General features: G+C 37.1%; 22 protein-coding genes. All 22 read right to left on the reverse strand.

The window, feature by feature from the left end; genetic code table 11:
- Positions 1-219: 219 nt before the first annotated feature.
- The 22 genes from eno to HZY91_RS07410 all read right to left on the reverse strand — a co-directional run bounded on the left by eno (position 220) and on the right by HZY91_RS07410 (position 20,260).
- Positions 220-1,524 carry a phosphopyruvate hydratase gene (gene eno / locus HZY91_RS07305; protein ID WP_197115628.1) on the reverse strand — a complete coding sequence of 435 codons (1,305 nt, stop codon included), beginning with the start codon at positions 1,522-1,524 and terminating at the stop codon, positions 220-222.
- Between the two features lie 86 nt (positions 1,525-1,610).
- Positions 1,611-3,131 (reverse strand): 2,3-bisphosphoglycerate-independent phosphoglycerate mutase, encoded by a 1,521-nt coding sequence (gene gpmI / locus HZY91_RS07310; protein WP_197115629.1) that lies wholly within the window; start codon positions 3,129-3,131, stop codon positions 1,611-1,613.
- 3 nt (positions 3,132-3,134) lie between these two features.
- Positions 3,135-3,893: a triose-phosphate isomerase gene (tpiA, locus tag HZY91_RS07315; RefSeq protein WP_197115630.1), complete on the reverse strand. Its 759-nt coding sequence runs from the start codon at positions 3,891-3,893 to the stop codon at positions 3,135-3,137.
- A gap of 28 nt (positions 3,894-3,921) precedes the next feature.
- A complete protein-coding gene (locus tag HZY91_RS07320; RefSeq protein WP_197115631.1) occupies positions 3,922-5,112 on the reverse strand; it encodes a phosphoglycerate kinase in 1,191 nt (396 codons plus the stop codon).
- A 79-nt stretch (positions 5,113-5,191) separates the two neighbouring features.
- The gene (gene gap, locus HZY91_RS07325) at positions 5,192-6,193 is read right to left on the reverse strand and encodes a type I glyceraldehyde-3-phosphate dehydrogenase (protein ID WP_197115632.1); all 1,002 of its coding nucleotides are present in this window, start codon (positions 6,191-6,193) and stop codon (positions 5,192-5,194) included.
- Positions 6,194-6,209: 16 nt separating this feature from the next.
- Positions 6,210-7,259: a sugar-binding transcriptional regulator gene (locus tag HZY91_RS07330; RefSeq protein WP_197115633.1), complete on the reverse strand. Its 1,050-nt coding sequence runs from the start codon at positions 7,257-7,259 to the stop codon at positions 6,210-6,212.
- A gap of 188 nt (positions 7,260-7,447) precedes the next feature.
- A complete protein-coding gene (clpP, locus tag HZY91_RS07335; protein ID WP_197115634.1) occupies positions 7,448-8,047 on the reverse strand; it encodes an ATP-dependent Clp endopeptidase proteolytic subunit ClpP in 600 nt (199 codons plus the stop codon).
- A gap of 97 nt (positions 8,048-8,144) precedes the next feature.
- On the reverse strand, positions 8,145-9,056 hold the full coding sequence (locus tag HZY91_RS07340; protein WP_197115635.1) for a hypothetical protein: 912 nt from the start codon (positions 9,054-9,056) through the stop codon (positions 8,145-8,147).
- A gap of 79 nt (positions 9,057-9,135) precedes the next feature.
- Complete coding sequence (locus HZY91_RS07345; RefSeq protein ID WP_235991526.1) at positions 9,136-11,055, reverse strand: purple acid phosphatase family protein; 1,920 nt, start codon at positions 11,053-11,055, stop codon at positions 9,136-9,138.
- A gap of 129 nt (positions 11,056-11,184) precedes the next feature.
- Entirely contained in the window at positions 11,185-11,367 is a 183-nt protein-coding gene (gene rpmF / locus HZY91_RS07350) for a 50S ribosomal protein L32 (protein WP_197115636.1), read from the reverse strand.
- 30 nt (positions 11,368-11,397) lie between these two features.
- Positions 11,398-11,940, reverse strand: coding sequence for a YceD family protein (locus HZY91_RS07355; RefSeq protein ID WP_197115637.1), 543 nt, complete (start codon positions 11,938-11,940; stop codon positions 11,398-11,400).
- Positions 11,941-12,001: 61 nt separating this feature from the next.
- Entirely contained in the window at positions 12,002-13,225 is a 1,224-nt protein-coding gene (locus tag HZY91_RS07360) for a tRNA(Met) cytidine acetate ligase (protein WP_197115638.1), read from the reverse strand.
- Positions 13,226-13,240: 15 nt separating this feature from the next.
- Complete coding sequence (locus HZY91_RS07365) at positions 13,241-14,011, reverse strand: class I SAM-dependent methyltransferase (protein ID WP_197115639.1); 771 nt, start codon at positions 14,009-14,011, stop codon at positions 13,241-13,243.
- On the reverse strand, positions 14,011-14,373 hold the full coding sequence (rsfS, locus tag HZY91_RS07370) for a ribosome silencing factor (protein ID WP_197115760.1): 363 nt from the start codon (positions 14,371-14,373) through the stop codon (positions 14,011-14,013). Before rsfS ends, HZY91_RS07365 begins: the two co-directional genes overlap by 1 nt.
- A gap of 8 nt (positions 14,374-14,381) precedes the next feature.
- A complete protein-coding gene (yqeK, locus tag HZY91_RS07375) occupies positions 14,382-14,996 on the reverse strand; it encodes a bis(5'-nucleosyl)-tetraphosphatase (symmetrical) YqeK (RefSeq protein ID WP_197115640.1) in 615 nt (204 codons plus the stop codon).
- 11 nt (positions 14,997-15,007) lie between these two features.
- Positions 15,008-15,637, reverse strand: a complete 630-nt coding sequence (locus HZY91_RS07380) for a nicotinate-nucleotide adenylyltransferase (protein WP_197115761.1) — start codon at positions 15,635-15,637, stop codon at positions 15,008-15,010.
- Positions 15,638-15,698: 61 nt separating this feature from the next.
- The gene (locus tag HZY91_RS07385) at positions 15,699-16,016 is read right to left on the reverse strand and encodes a YhbY family RNA-binding protein (RefSeq protein WP_197115641.1); all 318 of its coding nucleotides are present in this window, start codon (positions 16,014-16,016) and stop codon (positions 15,699-15,701) included.
- Positions 16,017-16,032: 16 nt separating this feature from the next.
- Positions 16,033-17,157, reverse strand: a complete 1,125-nt coding sequence (yqeH, locus tag HZY91_RS07390) for a ribosome biogenesis GTPase YqeH (protein WP_197115642.1) — start codon at positions 17,155-17,157, stop codon at positions 16,033-16,035.
- Positions 17,138-17,674: a YqeG family HAD IIIA-type phosphatase gene (locus HZY91_RS07395; RefSeq protein ID WP_197115643.1), complete on the reverse strand. Its 537-nt coding sequence runs from the start codon at positions 17,672-17,674 to the stop codon at positions 17,138-17,140. The genes yqeH and HZY91_RS07395 overlap by 20 nt, the downstream gene beginning before the upstream one ends.
- Positions 17,675-17,849: 175 nt before the next feature.
- On the reverse strand, positions 17,850-18,077 hold the full coding sequence (locus tag HZY91_RS07400) for a YkuJ family protein (RefSeq protein ID WP_197115644.1): 228 nt from the start codon (positions 18,075-18,077) through the stop codon (positions 17,850-17,852).
- Between the two features lie 102 nt (positions 18,078-18,179).
- Positions 18,180-19,037, reverse strand: a complete 858-nt coding sequence (locus HZY91_RS07405; protein WP_197115762.1) for an NAD(P)-dependent oxidoreductase — start codon at positions 19,035-19,037, stop codon at positions 18,180-18,182.
- 11 nt (positions 19,038-19,048) lie between these two features.
- On the reverse strand, positions 19,049-20,260 hold the full coding sequence (locus HZY91_RS07410; RefSeq protein ID WP_197115645.1) for a glycosyltransferase family 4 protein: 1,212 nt from the start codon (positions 20,258-20,260) through the stop codon (positions 19,049-19,051).
- Between the last annotated feature and the right edge of the window lie 118 nt (positions 20,261-20,378).

Here is a 20,378-nt window from a genome sequence, read left to right on the forward strand (position 1 = left end):
CTCATTTCTCCCTATATAAAATATCGTCAAAATATATAATAGTAAATTATATGCGCTCCTTCAGCTTTCACAAAAATACATCTAAAATTGGTCTCCAATACGTTATTCAATAGCGAAAAATTCGAATTTGAACAACACACTAACTCAGTAAGACAATAAACAAAAAAAGATTAGCAATTAGAAAATTGCTAATCTTAAAATTATTATAAGAATAATAAATTATTTAAAATCTTTTAGATTAAAGAAGACTTTTTTACCATTATATTGAGCCAATTCACCTAGCTCATCTTCAATGCGTAGTAATTGATTATATTTCGCAATACGGTCTGTACGAGATAATGATCCTGTCTTGATTTGACCGGCATTAGTGGCAACCGCAATGTCAGCAATCGTAGAATCTTCAGTTTCACCTGAACGATGTGATACTACTGAGGTGTAGCCTGCACGTTTAGCCATTTCAATGGCATCAAAAGTTTCAGTTAAAGTCCCAATTTGGTTAATTTTAATCAAGATTGAGTTTGATACATTATTCTCAATTCCACGTTCTAAAATTTCTGTATTAGTAACAAACAAGTCATCTCCTACTAATTGGACTTTATCGCCCAACTTTTCAGTTAATAACTTCCATCCCTCCCAGTCATTCTCATCCATTCCATCTTCAATTGAAATGATTGGGTATTTATTAACTAATTCTTCTAAGTAAGCTACTTGCTCTTCTGCATTACGCTTAGCACCTGTTTCTCCTTCAAATAGTGTATAATCATAAACACCATTCTCATAAAACTCAGAAGCCGCACAGTCAAACCCCAAGAAAATATCTTCCCCAGGCTTATAACCAGCTGTTTCAATCGCTTTAATAATTGTTTCTACACCATCTTCCGTCGATTCAAAACGGGGCGCGAATCCACCTTCATCCCCCACTGAAGTTTCTAAACCACGTTCTTTAAGAGTAGACTTCAACGCATGGAAAACTTCTGCTCCCCATCGTAACGCTTCTTTAAAAGTTTCTGCTCCTACTGGTAAAATCATAAATTCTTGAAAAGCAATTGGAGCATCAGAGTGAGATCCTCCATTGACAATATTCATCATTGGAACAGGTAACTCTTTAGTGTTAAACCCTCCTAAATACTGATATAATGGAATGTTCAAGAAATCAGCAGCAGCACGTGCAACCGCAATTGAGACACCTAGAATCGCATTGGCTCCTAGTTTTCCTTTATTATCTGTCCCATCTAATTCGATCATCACTTGATCAATGACTTGTTGCTGTAAAACATCAAAGCCAATTAAAGCTTCAGCAATTACACCATTCACATTTTCTACAGCTTTGGTTACACCTTTACCTAAATAACGTGCTTTGTCTCCATCACGTAATTCTACCGCTTCGTGTTCACCCGTTGAAGCTCCTGAAGGAACCATTCCACGGCCAAAAGCACCACTTTCTGTATAAACTTCTACTTCAATAGTTGGATTCCCACGAGAATCTAGTACCTCACGAGCATAAATATCTGTAATATATGGCATCTTTTTATATCTCCTTTTTGATGATCGAAACGTTAGACGTTTCTCTTTCATTGTATTTCTTTGCTAAGTAAATAGCAATCAATTGATTATGAGTGCTTTATTAAGCTTTGACTGGTCATTTCATCTGGTTGATCAATCCCTAGCAAGTCTAACATGGTAGGGGCTAAATCTGATAAAATGCCTCCTTCACGTAACTCAATTCCTTCTTGAGTGACAATAATAGGAACTGGATTAGTGGTATGGGCCGTCATCGGTTGATCGTCCATCGTAATGACCTCATCAGAATTACCATGATCTGCCGTTATAATGGCTGCTCCTCCCTTGGAAAGAATTAAATCGACTATTTCTCCCAAGCATTCATCAACCGCTTCAATAGCTCTAACCGTTGGTTCCATCATACCGGAATGGCCAACCATGTCCGGATTCGCAAAATTTAAAATAATAGCATCTATTGTATCTTCATTAATCTTATCCACGAGAGCTTCTTTCACTTCATAAGCAGACATTTCAGGCTGTAAGTCATAAGTAGCAACTTTTGGCGAAGGGATTAAAATTCTTTCCTCTCCGTCAAACTCATCATGACGCCCACCTGACATAAAGAAAGTAACATGTGGAAATTTTTCTGTTTCTGCAATTCTTAATTGTTTCTTGCCTGCTTTTGAGATCATTTCACCTAGAGTATTAACCAAATCTACTTTTTTAAAAGCAACTTGTCCTAACACATCAGCTGAGTATTGGGTAAATGAAACAAAATAAAGATTCTGAGGTTTATCTGCAACGTTAAAACTATCGAAAGCGGGATTCGTTAATGCTTTGGATAATTGTATTGCCCTATCAGGACGGAAATTATAGAAAACAATCGAATCGCCCTCTTTAATATGCCCTTCCTCATTCACTACAAAGGGAACGACAAACTCATCGACAATGTTTTTATCATAGGAGGTCTGAATCCCTGCTTCAGCACTTGCAAAATGAGGACCCTCTCCTCGAACAATTGCATCATAAGCTTTCTCAATTCGTTCCCAACGATTATCTCGGTCCATCGCATAATAACGCCCAGACACGGTAGCAATTTGTCCCAGTCCTTCTTCCGCTAAAAAGGATTCTGTTTCCGAAACTAATCCTTTCGCTGTTGTTGGTCCAACATCACGCCCATCTAAAAAGGCATGAATATAAACCTTATCAAGGTTTTCACGCTTAGCCAATTGGACCAATGCTTTCATATGATTAATGTGAGAATGGACACCGCCATCAGACATTAAGCCAAGCAAATGCAAAGTTCCTCCATTGTTTTTCGCATGTGCAACTGCATCACGTAATTCAGTTAGCTCATAAAAAGATTCATCTTCAATCGCTTTATTAATTCGAGTCAACGATTGATAAACGATTCTTCCTGCTCCAATATTCATATGTCCCACTTCAGAATTTCCCATTTGCCCATCCGGCAAACCAACATTTTCCCCGTCTGCACGCAATTGTTGATGAGGAAATTGTGCCCAATATCGGTCAAAGTTAGGTTTGTTTGCTGCTTTAACTGCATTGCCTTTTGTTTCCTCACGGATGGCAAACCCATCCAAAATGATTAAAGCTATGGGTGCTTTACTCATAACTTAGAATGCTCCTTCCAATAATGCAATATATGAATCGGCTTCTAAGCTAGCTCCACCAACCAAAGCTCCATCAATATCTGATTGTGCCATAAATTCTTTAATATTTGCCGGCTTAACAGATCCTCCATACAAAATTCGAACTTTATCTGCTACTTCCGAACTAGCCACTTGTGCAATGGTGGCGCGAATTTCTTTAATAGTAGCATTGGCTTCTTCTGCTGAAGATGTTTTACCGGTACCAATAGCCCAAATAGGCTCATAAGCTATCACAGTTTGTGTAATTTCTTCTTCACTTAACCCTTCAAGTGCCTTTCGAACTTGCTCTGCTACCCACTCTTTTGTTTCGCCAGCCTCATACTGTTCTAATGACTCACCACAACAAATAATGGGTAACATTTGATTACGGAAAATAGCTTTTGCTTTTAAATTAATCTCTTCATCGGTTTCTTTAAAGTATTCACGTCGCTCAGAATGACCAATAATAACATAGTCAACTCCAAGATCATGCAGTGCTTTAGGAGAATTTTCTCCTGTAAAAGCTCCTTCATCTTCGTGATAACAATTCTGAGCTGCTAAAGCAATCTGATTTTTTTCAGCTTCTTCCACCAACGAATGAAGGAATAAGGCAGGACTGCCTAAGATTGCTTGAACTCGTTCTGTAGCAGGAACTCTTCCCGCTACTTTCTTCATAAATTCTTCCGCTTCCTTAACTGTTTTATTCATTTTCCAGTTAGCAGCGATAATTGGTTGACGTTCCATGATTCATTGACCTCCTTTTTTTACAAGTTTATTTATCTTTAATGGCTGCAATACCTGGCAACTCAGTTCCTTCGAGATAATTTAACGAAGCGCCGCCGCCTGTTGAAATGTGAGTAAACTTATCTTCATAACCCAATTGAGCGACTGCCGCTGCAGAATCTCCTCCACCTACAATCGTATTAGCATCCTCTAGATTCGCTAAAATTTCTGCTACACCATTTGTTCCTTTAGCAAATTTTTCCATTTCAAAGACACCCATTGGACCATTCCATACCACTGTTTTTGCATCAGATAAAATTTCTTTAAATTTCTCAATCGTTTCAGGACCGCAATCTAGACCTTGCCAATCTGCAGGAATCTGATCCACTGGAACCACTTTTGTATTCGCATCATTTGAAAAATCATCCGCCACCGTAATATCAACCGGCAAAATAATCTTATCTCCTGCTTGATCTAATAATTCTTTGGCTAATTCGATTCTATCCTCTTCTAATAACGATTGACCAATTTCCAACCCTTGTGCTTTAAGGAAAGTAAAGGCCATCCCACCTCCAATAATTACCTTATCAGCTTTAGGTAATAAGTTTTCAATTACTTTAATTTTATCAGAAACTTTAGCACCACCCAGAATGGCTACAAAAGGACGCTCTGGTTCATCTACAGCTTCACCTAAATACTTCAATTCTTTTTCGATTAAGTATCCAACAGCTGAGTCTAAATGAGAAGCAATTCCTACATTAGAAGCGTGAGCACGATGGGCCGTACCAAACGCATCATTGACAAAAACATCACCTAGAGAAGCCCAATATTTACCTAGCTCAGGATCATTACCAGATTCTTTCTTACCTTCTAAGTCTTCATAACGGGTATTTTGAACCAAAAGAACTTGACCTGGACTTAGTTTTTTAACTTTTTCTTCTAGTTCTGGTCCAGATGTTTCAGGAGAAAAAACAACTTCTTGACCGAGTAATTCACCTAAATGAGCTGCAACAGGTTCTAAAGAATTTTTAGCTTTATCTTCTTCTGATTTAATTTTCCCTAAATGTGAGAACAAAACAACTTTTGCATTCTGGTCAGTTAAATATTTAATTGTATCTAAAGCTTGAACAATACGGTTATCATCTGTGATTTTCCCATCTTTCATCGGAACGTTAAAATCTACCCGAACTAAAACCGTCTTATCTTGGACTTGAATATCTTTTATTGTTTGCTTTGCCATAATTTTTCCTCCTAATCAGTGGTGACAGTCAACAAAAAGCGGAGAAGCGCACTTGCTTCCCCGCTTAAGTAACTAAAAATTAGCTTAACTCAACAAAGTGCTCTAACGTAGAGATCATGTTAGCAGTAAATCCATATTCATTATCATACCAAGCAGCAGTCATAACGATTTGGTCATCGCCTTCACCCATCACTTTGGTTAAAGTTGCATCAAAAACTGATCCAGCTGGGTATCCAATAATATCAGCAGAAACGATTTCATCTTCTTCGTAAACAAATGCGTCAGAGGCATATTTCTTCATAGCGGCATTAATTTCTTCAGCAGTCACTTCTTTGTCTAATACTGAATACAATTCAGTAATTGAGCCCGTAATAGTTGGAACACGCATCGCAGCTCCATCAATCTTACCATTTAATTCTGGTATTACTTTACCAATTGCTTTAGCAGCACCTGTTGATGCAGGAATAATACTGAATGCTCCTGCGCGATTTTTGCGTCCACCAGGTGAGTCTTGTAATTTTTGAGTTGCTGTATACGCATGAATGGTTACCATCTGTCCAGATTTCAAACCAAACTCTTTATGTAAAACATTTACCATCGGAGCTAAACAGTTAGTTGTACAAGAAGCTGCAGATACAATGACATCCTCAGCAGTTAAATCTTCGTGGTTAACACCATAAACAATGGTTTTAGTATCTGGAGAATCTTTTGCTGGTGCAGAAATCAACACACGTTTTGCTCCTGCATCAATATGAGCTTGTGCCTTTTCAGCAGAATTATAAAATCCTGTACATTCTAAGACAAACTCAACACCCAATTCACCCCATGGTAATTTCGAAGCATCTTTTTCTTCGAACGCTTTTATTTCTTTTCCATCAACAACAATGACATCTCCTTTTGCTTCTACAGAATATGGGAAGCGTCCTTGAGCTGAATCATATTTTAATAAATAAGCTAAATCTTCATTATCTGTTAAATCATTGATTGCGACAACTTCTAAATCAGTTTCCTTTTCTAAGATACGACGTAAAGCTAAACGTCCGATACGGCCAAAACCGTTAATTGCGATCTTTGTTGACATAATTACCATTTCCCCCTTAAGGTATTTTTTTTAATTGGGTAACCCCATTTAAAACTTGTTTTGCAAGACTTTCATCACAAATCAACCAACCTTTATGGTCGATCATCTTGAAAAAAGCCTGGGTAGCCTGTGCCTTTCTGCAACCAGTCACTACTACTAATAATAACGGAAAAGCGGTCACATCTTCAAGCTGTAAGCCTAAACGTGGAATAGAAAAAACGACCTTTCCCTCTTTGTCATAAAAAACGCCAAACGCTTCTCCTACAGCCTCAAATTTATTTATTAAATTTTGCTGATCTTGTTGAAGATTACGCCTTTGGGCCATCACTTCAGCTTCTCCTACGCTTAGCAGCAAACAATCAGCCGTCTTACTGAGATTAATAGCCTTTTGAATAGTAGGCTCATCCAAAAGAACACGAGACAAATCTTCTGATACATAGTCCGGTATATGTAAAGGAATATATTGACCAGCCATTTCTTGAGCCATCATACCAGCCACAGTGTTAGATTGAATATGAATGGTCCCTTCAGTGCCCCCTCGACTCGGTACAACTGAGACCTGACGATTCCACGTCAACGTTTCAGTAAAGTGACGACTAATATGAGCCAAGGTAGAGCCTCCCGTCACGGTTAGAATCGCTGGATTGGGTAATTCTTTATCCAAAATAGTCTCTAGCGCCTGAGCAATCTTTTTAAATACTTCAGGATCTGTTTCGGCATCACCTGGCATAACCCAACAGGCACTAATCCCTAATGCTTCTTTCAATGCAATTTCTATTTCTGCCAACCTTGCCCGATCATCTTTAAGAAATTTTAACTGTTCATATAACAAGTCACCTTTCTCAGTTAAACAAATTCCTGCTCGATTAATCGAAACAAGTCCTTGCTCACGCATCGTTTGTAAGTTGGTTCTAAGCGATCGCTCTGACATTCCGATTTGTCGTGATAAAAGCTTTCTTCCCACTCGTCTATCATTTACTACTAGCGCCTCTAATATAATCATCCTCAATTGAAACGTTTCATCAACTTCAGGAACGATGGTAGCCAAAAGTTTAATCAGTTCCATACTATCCCTCCGATGGTCGAAAAACGACCTACATTCTCAAATAGAAAAATGCCTGCCATCTTATAAAAAAACTCTTACACAAAGAACAGTATAGCATTATAGCCCTGTTTTATCAATCATTCTATTTGAATTGATCAAGGGCGATCGTTGACCAACAAAAAAAGAGCTGAATGCCAGCTCTTTGTTATTTATTTTTTCTTCTGGTCTTCGCGATTTTCCATCACTTGATCCACCAATCCGTACGCTTTGGCTTCCTCTGCGGTCATAAAATTATCACGATCAGTATCACGTTCAATAACCTCTAGTGGTTGACCCGTACACTCACTTAAAATTTGATTTAAGCGATCACGCGTCTTTAAAATATGCCGCGCCGCAATTTCTATTTCGGTTGCTTGGCCTTGTGCTCCCCCTAAAGGCTGATGAATCATGACTTCTGCATTTGGTAAAGCAAAACGCTTACCCTTAGTTCCCGCTGCTAGAAAAACAGAAGCCATTGAGGCTGCTAAACCAATCACAATCGTTTGAACATCTGCTTTAATAAAATTCATCGTATCAAAGATTGCTAATCCAGCAGTCACACTTCCGCCTGGAGAATTAATGTAAAGATAAATGTCTTTTTCTGGATCCTGCGCATCGAGAAAAAGTAACTGCGCTATCACAGAGTTAGCCATTTGATCATCTACAGGTCCAGACAACATAATAATACGATCTTTTAATAAGCGTGAATAGATATCATAAGCACGTTCCCCGCGTGACGATTGTTCAATAACCGTTGGTATTAAATTCATAGTATATATCCTCCTTGTCGCTAAAAACGATTATAAATGCTACCTAGTAAGTATAAACTTTAGGTCAAGGAAGGTCAAGTTTTAAAACTTTGAGCCATTAATCATAGGCTAATCCTATACTAACACCATTATATGCATAATAATAATAAACCTCTTCTACCGATTCTTCTGCTTGTGAAAACCATCCATAAGTTACAATACCATTCTTAGAATCATAATTAATACTCATTGGAGTTCCCAACTGACCGATGATTTCATTTTTATTGAGCCCAGCCTCATGACTCAAACGATCTAATTGTTTTTTTTCTAGGGAAATAGGCTTTTTCATTAATTCTTTATCATTTTTTGTAAAGTTTAGTGCTGTAACCATCTCATCCACTACTGTCACTGCATATTCCTCTTCTTGACTTTTCCCTTTATAATGATAAATTGTTAAATCAAAAACATAGCTCACCTTAATCGGAGAACCGAACAAACGAGACACTGACTCAAACTGGAGCCATTGATGTTTAGCATATTCTCCACATAATTGTTGCCCTAATTGTTCAAAGAGATCTTTCTCAATCGGCTTTGTTTGCTTTTTTTGTAACTCTATCTCTCCCATCGCTTCAAGATAAGTAGACTCTTTCTCACTATACACTAAACGAAGTTCTGCTTTCTCCTCATTGTTGGTTAGCACATAGGTCTCGCGATTTATTCCCTCTTCCAAAGATTTCTTATGATGCTCGTAACTTTCCAATAGAGTGCCAATATCCTGTTGATTGATTTTTTTGCCGTTCTGCTTATAAGAATAAACGCTTTGAACAATTGCTTGAATTTGCTCATCAACTTCTATTTTTACCCATTCTGTTTGACTAGGTAAGTCTACTAATGCCACTTTCTTTTCAGTCAACCTCTTATCTTGTACAGTCTCGTCCACATTTGTTTCTTCACTAGCCATTACTTTGTGAGGAGAAATAAAGCATAATAGAACCCAAAATAGATAGATTATTTTTTTTATTCGTTTCATCTCTTCCACTTCTTTCTATATAAAACCCCTGCCTTCCATATGAAGGCAGGGGTGCCTAGCAATATTTCGTTCTTACAACTTATCCTTCTGTTGTTGTTTCTTCTTCAGAACTTTCTTCTGCTGCATCCTCTGATGTTTCCTCATTTGTCTCTTCTTCAGAGCTTTCTTCTTCATCAGCCGATGACTCATCACTTGAGCTTTCTTCACTTACTTCTTCTGAAACAGATCCTTCTGCACTTTCACCATCTTTTGTAATCCCGAATTCATAAACTAATTCAATTTTACGTTCTTCTCCAGCTAATACATCTCCAGAAATTTGATAAATTTCAACTTTTAGTGTGTCTCCTTCAACATTGTACACAGCAAAATTTTGAATAGAAGAATCACGCCAGTTAGAATGAGACTCTGCAAAAGCTTCTGATTCTTGTGGTTGTTCCCCAAAGGCGAATAACGTATTGTAATATTCTACATCTTCTTCCGTCATCCACTCTAATTTTGGACGAACAGCATGAACATGCTCAACTCCTTTAGAATAAATATCGTCATAAGTCTTTGTTCCACCCGTATTCGGTAATACAAACACCGTTGCTTCTGGATTTACATAGTGATCGACTCCATCAATTTCTTTTGTTTCAGCCTCAGCTACCACACCATTTGAAAAATTCTCATCAGTAGGAACAAAGTTAAGTGGATAAGTAGCAGATAAAACATGGTCATGACCTTGTAACGCTAAATCAACATCTAAGTCATCGATAATCTCCATAAACTCTTCTCGAACCGCTTGAACATCACTATCTTGAAGTGAGTGGTAAGATTTAGAGAAAATAGGTTTATGATAAGCTAAAATTACCCATTCTGCTCCATTTTGACGAGCTTCTTCAATATCAGCCTTCGCCCAATCTAATTGTTCTTGTCCGAACGCCTTACCTTCTGCGTTATCATCAGATTCCTTATTATCATTAGAATTAAGAACTGTAAAGTGAACATTATTATAATCAAAAGAATAATATGATCCACCTGAGATAGCCTCATTCTCTGCATCGACATTTACATGTTCATTAAATTTAGTAATGACTGGATCAGGATACTCTCCAAACACACCAAGTGCGTATTCATCATGATTACCTGCTGCGGATACAAACGGGAAGTTTAAATGAGTCTCCTTGCTTTGTTCAATAATGTCTATCCACTCATCCTCTACTTCCGCTGTCTCAACAAAGTCTCCAGTATGTAGAATAAAGTCAACCTCATCAGCTCCTACTTCTTCAATTGCGTTTGCAATTGTATCGGCACCAAAAGTGGCTTCATTTCTAACATGTTCGTTCCAATAAGCATTTTGCGTATCTGTATATTGAATAAATGTAAAGGCTTCGTCTTCACCTGCTGCTGTAGTAAACTGACCCACCTCTGACATTTCACCTGACTCAGAACCCACTTGATAGTAATAAGTAGTAGCTGGCTCTAATTCATTTGCTTCAGCTTTATAGGAATATTCAACAACATCTACTAATTCCAATTGACCTACCGCATCACCTGAAGTCCACTCTGGTCCTGAAGCGTTCTCATCTGTATAGTAACCATTAATTTTGGGGTCACCATTTTCATCCTCAACTACAACACCTTCTTCATCATACTCTACATCCGCAAAAATAAAGAAACCATTCTCATCGCGTTCACCATATCGATTCGTGACTTCTGTTACTTCTGCTTCGAACTCAACAGGTTCACTCATATCTTCAGAAGTTGAAACCAACACTTTAGCATCTTCATATTTAGTAGATGTATACCAATTGAAAGCCATTTCCGTAGATGGATCACCTTTTATAGATGTAATTAAACGATTTGGTTTATCGTTTTTGTTGACTTCTGCTACTTCTGGTTTCTCATCTACTAGCTCAATTTCTTGAGCAAAAGATGATACAGGAGCTAATAACTGAGTTCCTAATAATAAAGAAGCAAATAATTTCCCAGCACGACGTGTGAATTGAAAATTCAACAAATTTATTCCTCCTCATTTTTATACTAGAATCGGCCTACATTTAAAGTATATCAATCCAGGGTAAATTTAATGTAAATACATTGTAAAGATCTTGTAAATAAAAAAAAGACCGGTTAACCGGTCTTTGAACTATTCTGCTACTTTTTCTTCTACATCTTTTCCTGCATAGAAACCACATGACCCACATACACGGTGACTTAATTTTAACTCTCCACATTCTGGACAAGCATTCATTCCTGGAACATTCAATTTAAAGTGAGTACGACGCTTTCTTTTAACTGATTTTGATGTTTTTCTTTTTGGTACTGCCATTTTTACACCTCCTGGTTATGGATGACATTATTAGTCATCTTGATCTTTTAATAACGTTTTTAAGGCTGCAAACCTTGAATCCTCAAGATCTTTCTCTCTCTGCTGCAGATAATAGTCTTCTTCGGTAATAACTGCCCAATCTTTGCCAGAAGGAAGAGCTTCCTCTTCTTCTCCACGATCTAATACTTTAATGGGTAAATTCAAAAGAATATTATCTAAGGCAGATGTTTTGAGGTCAATATAATCGTGCTCCAGCACAATCGTGGTTTCCTCATAATCCGAAACATCCGTTTCTAAATCTGTATCTACATAACGTTCCTTTATCATCAGATTAAGAGGAACTTCTACAGCTTTTAGACTTCGAGTCGATGGTAATGTGACACAAGTATCCAATTGGCAATGCAATACAATGTCTTCATCACGTACAACAAAATACCCATTCGTTTGAACTGGCTCTATGTGAATTATTTCCGATTTTCGTTCCTTCAATTCTGCCGTCAAATCTAGGCTTTCTTTAAAATTAAGAATCCCATCATGACAGCTTTCTCGAATTTGGCGAGTAGTCCATTTCATTAATATCACCTCTAAAACGACAAGAGTTATTATACTTAAGTTTTTCTTACTTGTCAATTCTCTAAATTATTCCATATTGCCTGTGTACAGGATGTTTCCCTATAATTTGTTCCTTTATATGACTTTGTGGATTCCCTTGAAATATTCGATCTGCCTTGAGCATTAATTGATAGTGTTCCTCCATATCTTTCGATAAATTACTAAATAAATAAAGCCGATTTGAATTAAAAGCTTTTAGAAATTCACGCCCATTTGAATTAAAGGCTAATATCCTTAGATAATTCAGCTCCTGATTTAGTAGTTGATTTCTTCGCCAGTCTTGATCACTAATATGAAGCAAAATATTCATAAGCATCCTATTAATTGCTGAACGAGTCCATCTTGGAGAAATAAGTTGCTGAGTCAAAGTCTCAAACGTTTGCGTTTGCAAATTCTGTTTAAAAATTGCCTGTTCAAAGCCTTCTACTAAACCATGAATTTCTTTTAAACCACTAGGTCCTAAAGCCATAATAGCATAATTTAATAAACCATAATAATGGTCCCAACGGGTTGTCGCCTTTTCCGACAATTTCTGATAAGTAGTCATTGGTATATCTTTTGCTTCTATTCTGTTTTCCCAATAATTTTGCCTAATTTGACTACCTGATAAAATTTGAGTTGGAAGCATTTCTTGCGGAAGTTTCAAAAGTTGATTCAACTTTTGTACTTCATTCACCCGTGGAAGAGGATGGATATTTACATTTAACTGCCTTTTACGAATTGCTCGCATATATTGAAGCCCTAACAAATGATTAGCAGAAGAAAAATCAAAATTTGAAACAAAATTGGTTTCTTGCGCCACCTGCTTAACTACTTTTTGATGGGCAAATGCATAGGAAACGCCTTTTTGCATCTCAACAGCCATCTGCTGTTGAATAATTAAATCTTTATCTTCTAACCAATCTAAATATTGATTCAACTCATCAAGTTCAGCAGTTTCTGTCCCAAAAGCCAGACTATCAATTTCCAACCGACTTAACACCTCTATCGCTTCATCAGCAAAAAAATCAGCCGATTGAAGACTAGCTGTCAACGGCAATTCTATGACAAGGTCTGCTCCGTTCAGTAAGGCCAATTCGGCTCTTTGCCATTTATCAATTATAGCAAATTCTCCTCGTTGCACGACATTACCGCTCATCAAAATCACCAAACAATCTGCTTTTGTGATTTGACGAACTTGCTTTAATTGATAAGCATGTCCGTAGTGAAAGGGATTATATTCAGCAATAATTCCAACCGTACGCAAATTAGCACTCCTAATCTAAGCTTTCTCACAGATAAAAAACCAACGATCAACTTGTTTATGTTTTTTAGGATCATAGATAATTTTGCCAAAATCAATGGTAACCTGAATCTGATCATTGTCAAAGCCTACTTTATTAAGCATTGCCATATAATCTTCCAAGGGATACGTCCTTTCAGTTAAATCTACCTCTTTACGAGTAAATAAATCTGTTTCAGATTCTCCACGGTAACGGTCATAAACGGTTAATTCATGAACTACCTGATATTGATCTGATTCCATAAAAGACCTCCACAATAGAGCTCCATCATCATCTTCATCATGATATGAAAAATCAGAAAATCCTTCACTTAATTGATAAGGTGTCCAAACATCGAACAAGAGAAGGCCTCCTGTTTTAAGACGACCAGTCATGGAAGCTAGCGCCTTTTCTACTTGATCAGAACTGTCGAGAAAACACAAAGCATCTGCAAAGCAAGTGACCAAATCAAAATCCTCTTCTAAGGCTGAAAGATCCGTCATATCTCCTTCAACAAAGCTAATTTTTGGACTAATCTCCTTATTTGTCTTATCCTGAGCTATTGCGATCATCGCAGGGTCAATATCTACTCCTTTTATCATTTGACAATGAGAAGCTAGAAGTCTCGTAAAATATCCTGTCCCACATGCAACATCTAACGCTTTATGGGTCTGACCCGCTGTTGAATCCAATGTGAACATTAACCATTGATCATAAACCGTTCTGTCATTAAAGCGATCATACACTTCTGCAATTTGCGAAAAAGTCATTATTCATTCACCCATTGGGTCACATCCACTAGTGGAGCATCTACCCACACTTTCTCAATATTATAGTGGCTTCGCTCTTGATAATGGAAAAGATGCACCACAATATCATTTATATCCATCAATACCCATTTCCCGCCATCTTTACCTTCTGTTCCCTTGATCTCAATCCCAGATTTACGACACTGTTCAATAATTTCATCCATAATAGCCACCAATTGACGATCATTACGTGCATGCATCACTAAAAAATATTCCGCTAACGGTGTCAATTGAGACACATCCATTGCAACAATATCTTGAGCCAAGCGATCATCTGCAGCTTTAACAATTATTTCTAATTTTTCATATGCGTTCAGGGTTATTCAACCTCCTATAATCCAATACCTTGATTTATCTTCTCCGTCCAAACATTATATACAGTCAATTGAACAGGATAAATATACATCTGCTTCTTCATTAAATGCTTAATAGATAAGCGGATTTTTTTATAACATGCTTGATCTAAATCTTCTTTCGCTAACTTTCTAAGCTTTTCTATCCCTTTAAAATCTCTAAAAGGTTCAATATAGTCTGCTAAATAAATAATTTTACCTATTTGAGTCATTTCGGTCCATCCCGTCGTATGGCTAGCTATTGCATTAAGCACTTGCGGCTCTTGACACCCCATTTGTGTTCGACAAATTTGTGCAGCCGCAAAACCGTGCCAAATTCCATCATTTGCTTGATCCAAAGTACCATCATCCCAAAATTGTTGGGCTAATTTGAACATTTCTTGATGGTCCATTTCTTTAGCATAATCATGCATCAAAGCGGCAATCGAAACTTGCTCATCATCCGCTCCATGCTTATCCGCTAATTCCAAAGCGGTTTGTTCTACTCTTAAAACATGATTAAAACGCCAATCTGAAAGATTATGTCTTAAACGGTCAATTAATTCTTCACGAGAAATATTAATAATATTCCTTTGATATACTATGTTTTTCATGCTTCACCTACTTACACTTTAGCGTTGTACAAGCGATGCTTATAAATATATTCTTCGACTGTCTGAGGAACTTGATACCGAATTGATTGATCCAAATAAACTCTTAAACGCACCTCACTAGATGAAATATCAATCAGAGGACTGTCCACCCAAATAATTGGATAGTTATGTAAATAAGGAGGTTCTCCTGGGCGCTGAACACCTACAAATTGAACCATTCGTACCAATTCATTAATACCACGCCAACTTGGGAGATCATTCGCGGAGTCCCCACCTATAATAAAGAAAAAATCAGATTCTGGATAATTTTCAATGAAATAACGCATCGTATCGATGGTATAGTTTTTTCCTCCTCGATTAACTTCATAAGGCTGTAACTTAAATAATCGATTACCGGCAATCGCTTTTTGGACCATTTGAATACGATGCTGAGAAGCAATTGTTTGCTTGCCAGGCGCATGAGGTGGCTTAGCCGTTGGCATAAACCAAACTTCATCTAAATCTAATTGTGTCCCTACTTGTTCTGCCATGATTAAATGGCCTAAATGAGGCGGATTAAACGTCCCTCCCAAAATGCCAATCCGATGGCGACCAATCACTGAAGGCTCCTTTACTTCTTGCGTCATCGTAAAACATGCCATACCATCGCTGAAATTAACAGAAGTTTTTTCTGTGATCATCATCCGTTGGAGGTGCTCCTTTCTACTTCAATTCTGCTAGTTCCGCACTGATTCTCTGATATTTTGTCTTACTAGATGGTCTATAAAGAACAGCAGTATTACCAATCGTTTGAACAATTACCGCATTAATTTTTTCAGCTATTTGTTGAGCTGCTTGATCGATTTCTTCATCAGAATTTTGTAAAATATTAAATTTCACTATTTCTCTCTTTTCAATTGCTGACTCAATTTGTTCAATAAACACTTGTGTGATACCGAGTTTCCCGACCTGAAATAAAGCTTTCTCTTTTTGTGCGATCTTACGTAGAAATTTCATTTGTTGCTTACTTAAATCTTCCATTCTCTAACTATTCTCCTTAAATCATTGATTTTCTAATCGATACTCCAACACCTTTTGGCAACCAAACCCTTAGATTGACCTTGTGGTTTGCAGTCAACCAGCCAAGACCAGAAATAGCTAAATCTTGATTCTCCTCTAAATTTAAGTCTTTTGGGTAGAGTTCAGGAAAAGTAGGTTGTTGATCTTTATAAGGTGGACTCAGCAAGCCGCCTTGATGTTTATCATAAAATTCATCTGCCACCTCTAACTTTGTTCGGTGGAGATAGGCTTCATTTGAAAGATAAAAAGTAAAGGCCGTCTTTTGCCCTGAAACAAAATCAATCCTTGCGACACCTCCAACAAAAAGTGTTTGACCAGAATTCATCTGAAAGGTTCGTGGCTTAATCGGCTTACTTGGCAGCAAAACTTTCATTCCCTTCCGGTCAAGAAAGTGAGCCAATTGATTATCCCGAATAATCCCAGGTGTATCAACGATTCCCGTCGTATCTGTTAAAGGAATATGAATTAAATCTAAAGTAGTCCCAGGAACATTAGACGTCGTAATAATCTCTTTCTCTCCACCATAATGCTGGATTAACTGATTAATTAGAGTGGATTTCCCAACATTAGTCACTCCAACTATATAGACATTTTTATGGCGAACTTCCTGGTCAATCATTTCTATTAGTGGCTCCAAACTATTTCTTTTATTTGCTGATAATAAGAATATTTCTGCTGGTTTTAAACCCATTTGATACAGAATTTCCTTGAGCCAATGTATGATTTTCGACGGCTTAACTGATTTTGGTAATAAATCCATTTTATTAGCTACCACTATAAAAGGTTGATTGCCAATGAATCGTGATAATCCTGCGATAATACTACCTTCTACATCAAAGATATCTACAACCATGACTACAAACGCTTCATCTTCTGCAATTGTTGAAAGCTTCTCTAAGAATAGATCATCCGATAAGGAAAGATCTCCAATCTCATTATAATTTCTTAAACGAAAACAACGTTGACAATAAAATTGTCCCTGCTCCAACCCTTTCGTAAAAGCAGTCAAAGGTAAATATCCTAACTTACTGCTATCAGCGGATTGAATAGGAATTCCACATCCTATACACTGATAAGTTGTTTCATCGATTTCTTGACTCAATACTTTCTCCCCAATCTGACTTACGGTCAATTCCAATTATTTTCAAAGCTATTTTTTCAATATTGCGGTTAATGATTGTATAGATACTATCATGTTCAACAATCGGTTTAACCAAGATCACTTTTAATCCCAATCGTTTTGCTCCTATCACATCCGTCATGATTTGATCTCCTATAACCACAACCTCATCACGTTCTAACTCCATATACTCCATTGCTAACTTGAAATTACGACGAGAAGGCTTGAATGCTCCTGCTTTATATGGAATATCAAGGGGTTCAACCACTCTCTCTACCCGATGATTATAGTTATTAGATAATATAAAAATTTGAATCCCTGCCTGTATGAACTCTTGGGCCCAATTTTCTAACTCTTTAGTATGATCCAACTGATCCCATGCAATGAGAGTATTATCAAGATCTACAATCATCCCTTTAATATTACGTCTCTTAAGATCTTCAGGATGAATTAAATAAATAGAATTAATGAGATAGGTAGGTGTTAAAAATTTTTTCATCTGCTCTCCTTATTCCTTCTCACTCTCTAAATGAATGTAAGTGAGTAATCATATTGATATTATAGCATAAGTCTCTTAAACAATAGATGAATAGGAATCAATTTCTTGTAGAATAAAATAAAATTCTTGACAAAAGAAAACACAGCTCCTAAGAACTGTGTTTTTTACTTACAACTTAACCTAATAAATCATATATCTCAATTGCTACAAGATCTACATTATCAAATCTAAAAACAGTTCCTGTTGCTGACTCTGTCATTTCAAATGCGTCCTCACTAGGCAAATAAACGACTTGACATTTCTCAACACCATCCAGCTCAAAACGACGTACTTCCGGTTCATCAGTAGCCTTTGTCATTGTTTCTAGACGCTGTATAATACCTGTTATAACTGAAGCTTTCATTTTAGTACTCCCCTATCTCCATACAAAACCAAATGCAAATGTTATACAAGGTATAGTAACAAAATGAGGTGAAATTGCAAGAATAAAGTCTCTATACTGTGACTACCACCATAACTTTATTAGTGCTTGGGTTCCAGCATCCTCTAAGCCTGCATCAGCAAGCTCTTGATAAAGTTCTAAAGCTAATTTAGTTCCTGGTAAGTCAATTTTATATTCTTGAGCCGCCTCTAAGGCGATCCCTAAATCTTTTATAAAGTGTTTCACAAAAAAACCAGGGCTGTAATCTTCCTTTAGAATCCGAGGACCATAATTTGATAAAGACCAATTGTTAGCAGCACCTCCAGAAAGGGTATCAATCACTTTATTAAGATCTAAACCACTGGCTTTAGCATATCGCAAAGTCTCTGTCATTCCTGTCATAGTTCCAGCAATCATAATTTGATTCGCAGCCTTAGCATGTTGACCCGCCCCAGCACTTCCATGATAAAAAATATTGCTAGCAAAACAGTCTAAAATTGGACGCACACTTTCAAGCCCTATGGCTTCCCCCCCAATCATAGCAGTTAAGCGACCTTCACGAGCACCTAGATCCCCTCCTGAGACTGGTGCATCCAGAACGATTACTCCCCGTTCTTTTCCTTGCTTAGCTAGCTCAATGGCGAGTGAGGGCCGGCTAGTGGTCAAATCCACAAAAACCTGTCCAGGCTTGCTACCTTCAAAAAGACCAGATTGCCCTAAATAAACTTTTTCTACATCTTCTGGATAACCTACAATTGTTAACACATAATCACTTTCAAACGCAAGTTCTTGAGGGGTATCCATCCATTTGGCGCCTTCTGCAATCAGACTTTCTGCTTTTGATCGTGTACGATTGTAAACATTCAGATGATAGCCAGCTTTTATCAGATGCTTCGCCATTGAATGTCCCATTACCCCTAGACCTATAAAGCCCACACTTATATTTTCAGACATTATTCTTTCACTCCAATCATTATTTCTCTAATAATCTTCTTCATTCGTAAGAAAACCCCATCAAATAATCTTCGGTCATAGCCTGAGAATTCTTCAATCGTTTGATAATAATAAGACTCTACATCATCTGCAAATTTTTCAGAAGAAATTGCATATAAATTATCAGTATCAATTTCTCCAATTCGACCACTCTCTTGATCCTTCATAAAATCTCGACAAGCATCGATTAGAGGATAGTCATCATTAAATAAGACTCCAAAGCTTTTTTGGCACATAATCGTTTCTAAATAGTCATTACGTTTAGCAATAATTGGGCACCGATTAACAATTGCTTCAAGGTAAGTTAACCCTTGAGACTCTGATTCGCTTGCATTTAAATATAAATCTGCTAATTGATAATATTGACTCACCTTCTCATGTTCAACAAATCCAACAAAATCTATCTCTAACTGATGACGCGCATTATATAATTCTAACTCTTCTCGTTCTGGCCCATCCCCCGCTACAATCAAACGTAATTTGGGATCTCGTTTCTTAAGTTCAGCATAAGATTGAACCACTTCAATCAAATTTTTTTCTTTTGACAGCCGAGACAAGGATAACAATACTTTCTCATCAGGTTGAATTTTCAATTGCTCTCTTAGAGAATCACTTTTTTCTGGCTGATACGGCGGAATCTTAACTCCTGTTGAAATTACACGGATAGGCACTGTAATTCCATAATTTTCCAAAGTTTCTTTAGTCAATTGACTAGGAGCAATGATACCATTACTTAAATTACAATAATACCTCGAAATCATGCGGACATGCTTAGCCTGAACTAACAATCCATCTAAGATATAATGCGTATAATTTTCATACATTGTATGGTACGTATGAATATTGGGGATCTTCAAACGATTAGCGACATACTTACCAGCCAGCCCCATTGAAAATTCAGTGTGAGTGTGAATAATATCCAAGTCCATGGATCGAGCAATTTTTAAACAGCGGTCAAATCCTTTATAAGCAATTCTACGATCAGAAAAGCTTAAAAAAGGAATACTTGAGACCCTTACAACATCTGCTTCAGCACGCGCATTAGGATCCGTTGTGGTAAAAATAATAACCTCATGCCCTTTAGCTCTTAGTTCTTCAGTCAAAACTTTAATGGACGTTGAAACTCCACTTAATTGGGGAAAATATGTATCCGTAAACATTCCTATTCTCATAAATACACTCTTTTCTATTGATGATCAGTCATGCATTCACTTCTAATTATAAATAAAATTTTTAGGCTTGCCACCCTAATTTTACGGATAATTCATCACAATAAAAGAGGCTTTAGTC

The sequence above is a fragment of the Facklamia lactis genome, assembly GCF_015863205.1.
In the GTDB taxonomy this organism is placed as follows: Bacteria; Bacillota; Bacilli; order Lactobacillales; family Aerococcaceae; genus Facklamia; species Facklamia lactis.

Excerpts from the sequence above, each read along its gene's own strand:
- clpP (WP_197115634.1), bottom strand. The coding sequence starts at position 8,047 with ATGAATTTAATACCAACGGTTATTGAACAATCGTCACGCGGGGAACGT.
- HZY91_RS07340 (WP_197115635.1), bottom strand. The coding sequence starts at position 9,056 with ATGAAACGAATAAAAAAAATAATCTATCTATTTTGGGTTCTATTATGC.
- gap (WP_197115632.1), bottom strand. The coding sequence starts at position 6,193 with ATGTCAACAAAGATCGCAATTAACGGTTTTGGCCGTATCGGACGTTTA.
- tpiA (WP_197115630.1), bottom strand. The coding sequence starts at position 3,893 with ATGGAACGTCAACCAATTATCGCTGCTAACTGGAAAATGAATAAAACA.
- HZY91_RS07400 (WP_197115644.1), bottom strand. The coding sequence starts at position 18,077 with ATGAAAGCTTCAGTTATAACAGGTATTATACAGCGTCTAGAAACAATG.
- rpmF (WP_197115636.1), bottom strand. The coding sequence starts at position 11,367 with ATGGCAGTACCAAAAAGAAAAACATCAAAATCAGTTAAAAGAAAGCGT.
- HZY91_RS07380 (WP_197115761.1), bottom strand. The coding sequence starts at position 15,637 with ATGGCATGTTTTACGATGACGCAAGAAGTAAAGGAGCCTTCAGTGATT.
- HZY91_RS07330 (WP_197115633.1), bottom strand. The coding sequence starts at position 7,259 with ATGGAACTGATTAAACTTTTGGCTACCATCGTTCCTGAAGTTGATGAA.
- HZY91_RS07365 (WP_197115639.1), bottom strand. The coding sequence starts at position 14,011 with ATGACTTTTTCGCAAATTGCAGAAGTGTATGATCGCTTTAATGACAGA.
- eno (WP_197115628.1), bottom strand. The coding sequence starts at position 1,524 with ATGCCATATATTACAGATATTTATGCTCGTGAGGTACTAGATTCTCGT.
- HZY91_RS07410 (WP_197115645.1), bottom strand. The coding sequence starts at position 20,260 with ATGAGAATAGGAATGTTTACGGATACATATTTTCCCCAATTAAGTGGA.
- HZY91_RS07395 (WP_197115643.1), bottom strand. The coding sequence starts at position 17,674 with ATGAAAAAATTTTTAACACCTACCTATCTCATTAATTCTATTTATTTA.
- HZY91_RS07385 (WP_197115641.1), bottom strand. The coding sequence starts at position 16,016 with ATGGAAGATTTAAGTAAGCAACAAATGAAATTTCTACGTAAGATCGCA.
- HZY91_RS07320 (WP_197115631.1), bottom strand. The coding sequence starts at position 5,112 with ATGGCAAAGCAAACAATAAAAGATATTCAAGTCCAAGATAAGACGGTT.
- gpmI (WP_197115629.1), bottom strand. The coding sequence starts at position 3,131 with ATGAGTAAAGCACCCATAGCTTTAATCATTTTGGATGGGTTTGCCATC.
- HZY91_RS07355 (WP_197115637.1), bottom strand. The coding sequence starts at position 11,940 with ATGAAATGGACTACTCGCCAAATTCGAGAAAGCTGTCATGATGGGATT.
- yqeK (WP_197115640.1), bottom strand. The coding sequence starts at position 14,996 with ATGAAAAACATAGTATATCAAAGGAATATTATTAATATTTCTCGTGAA.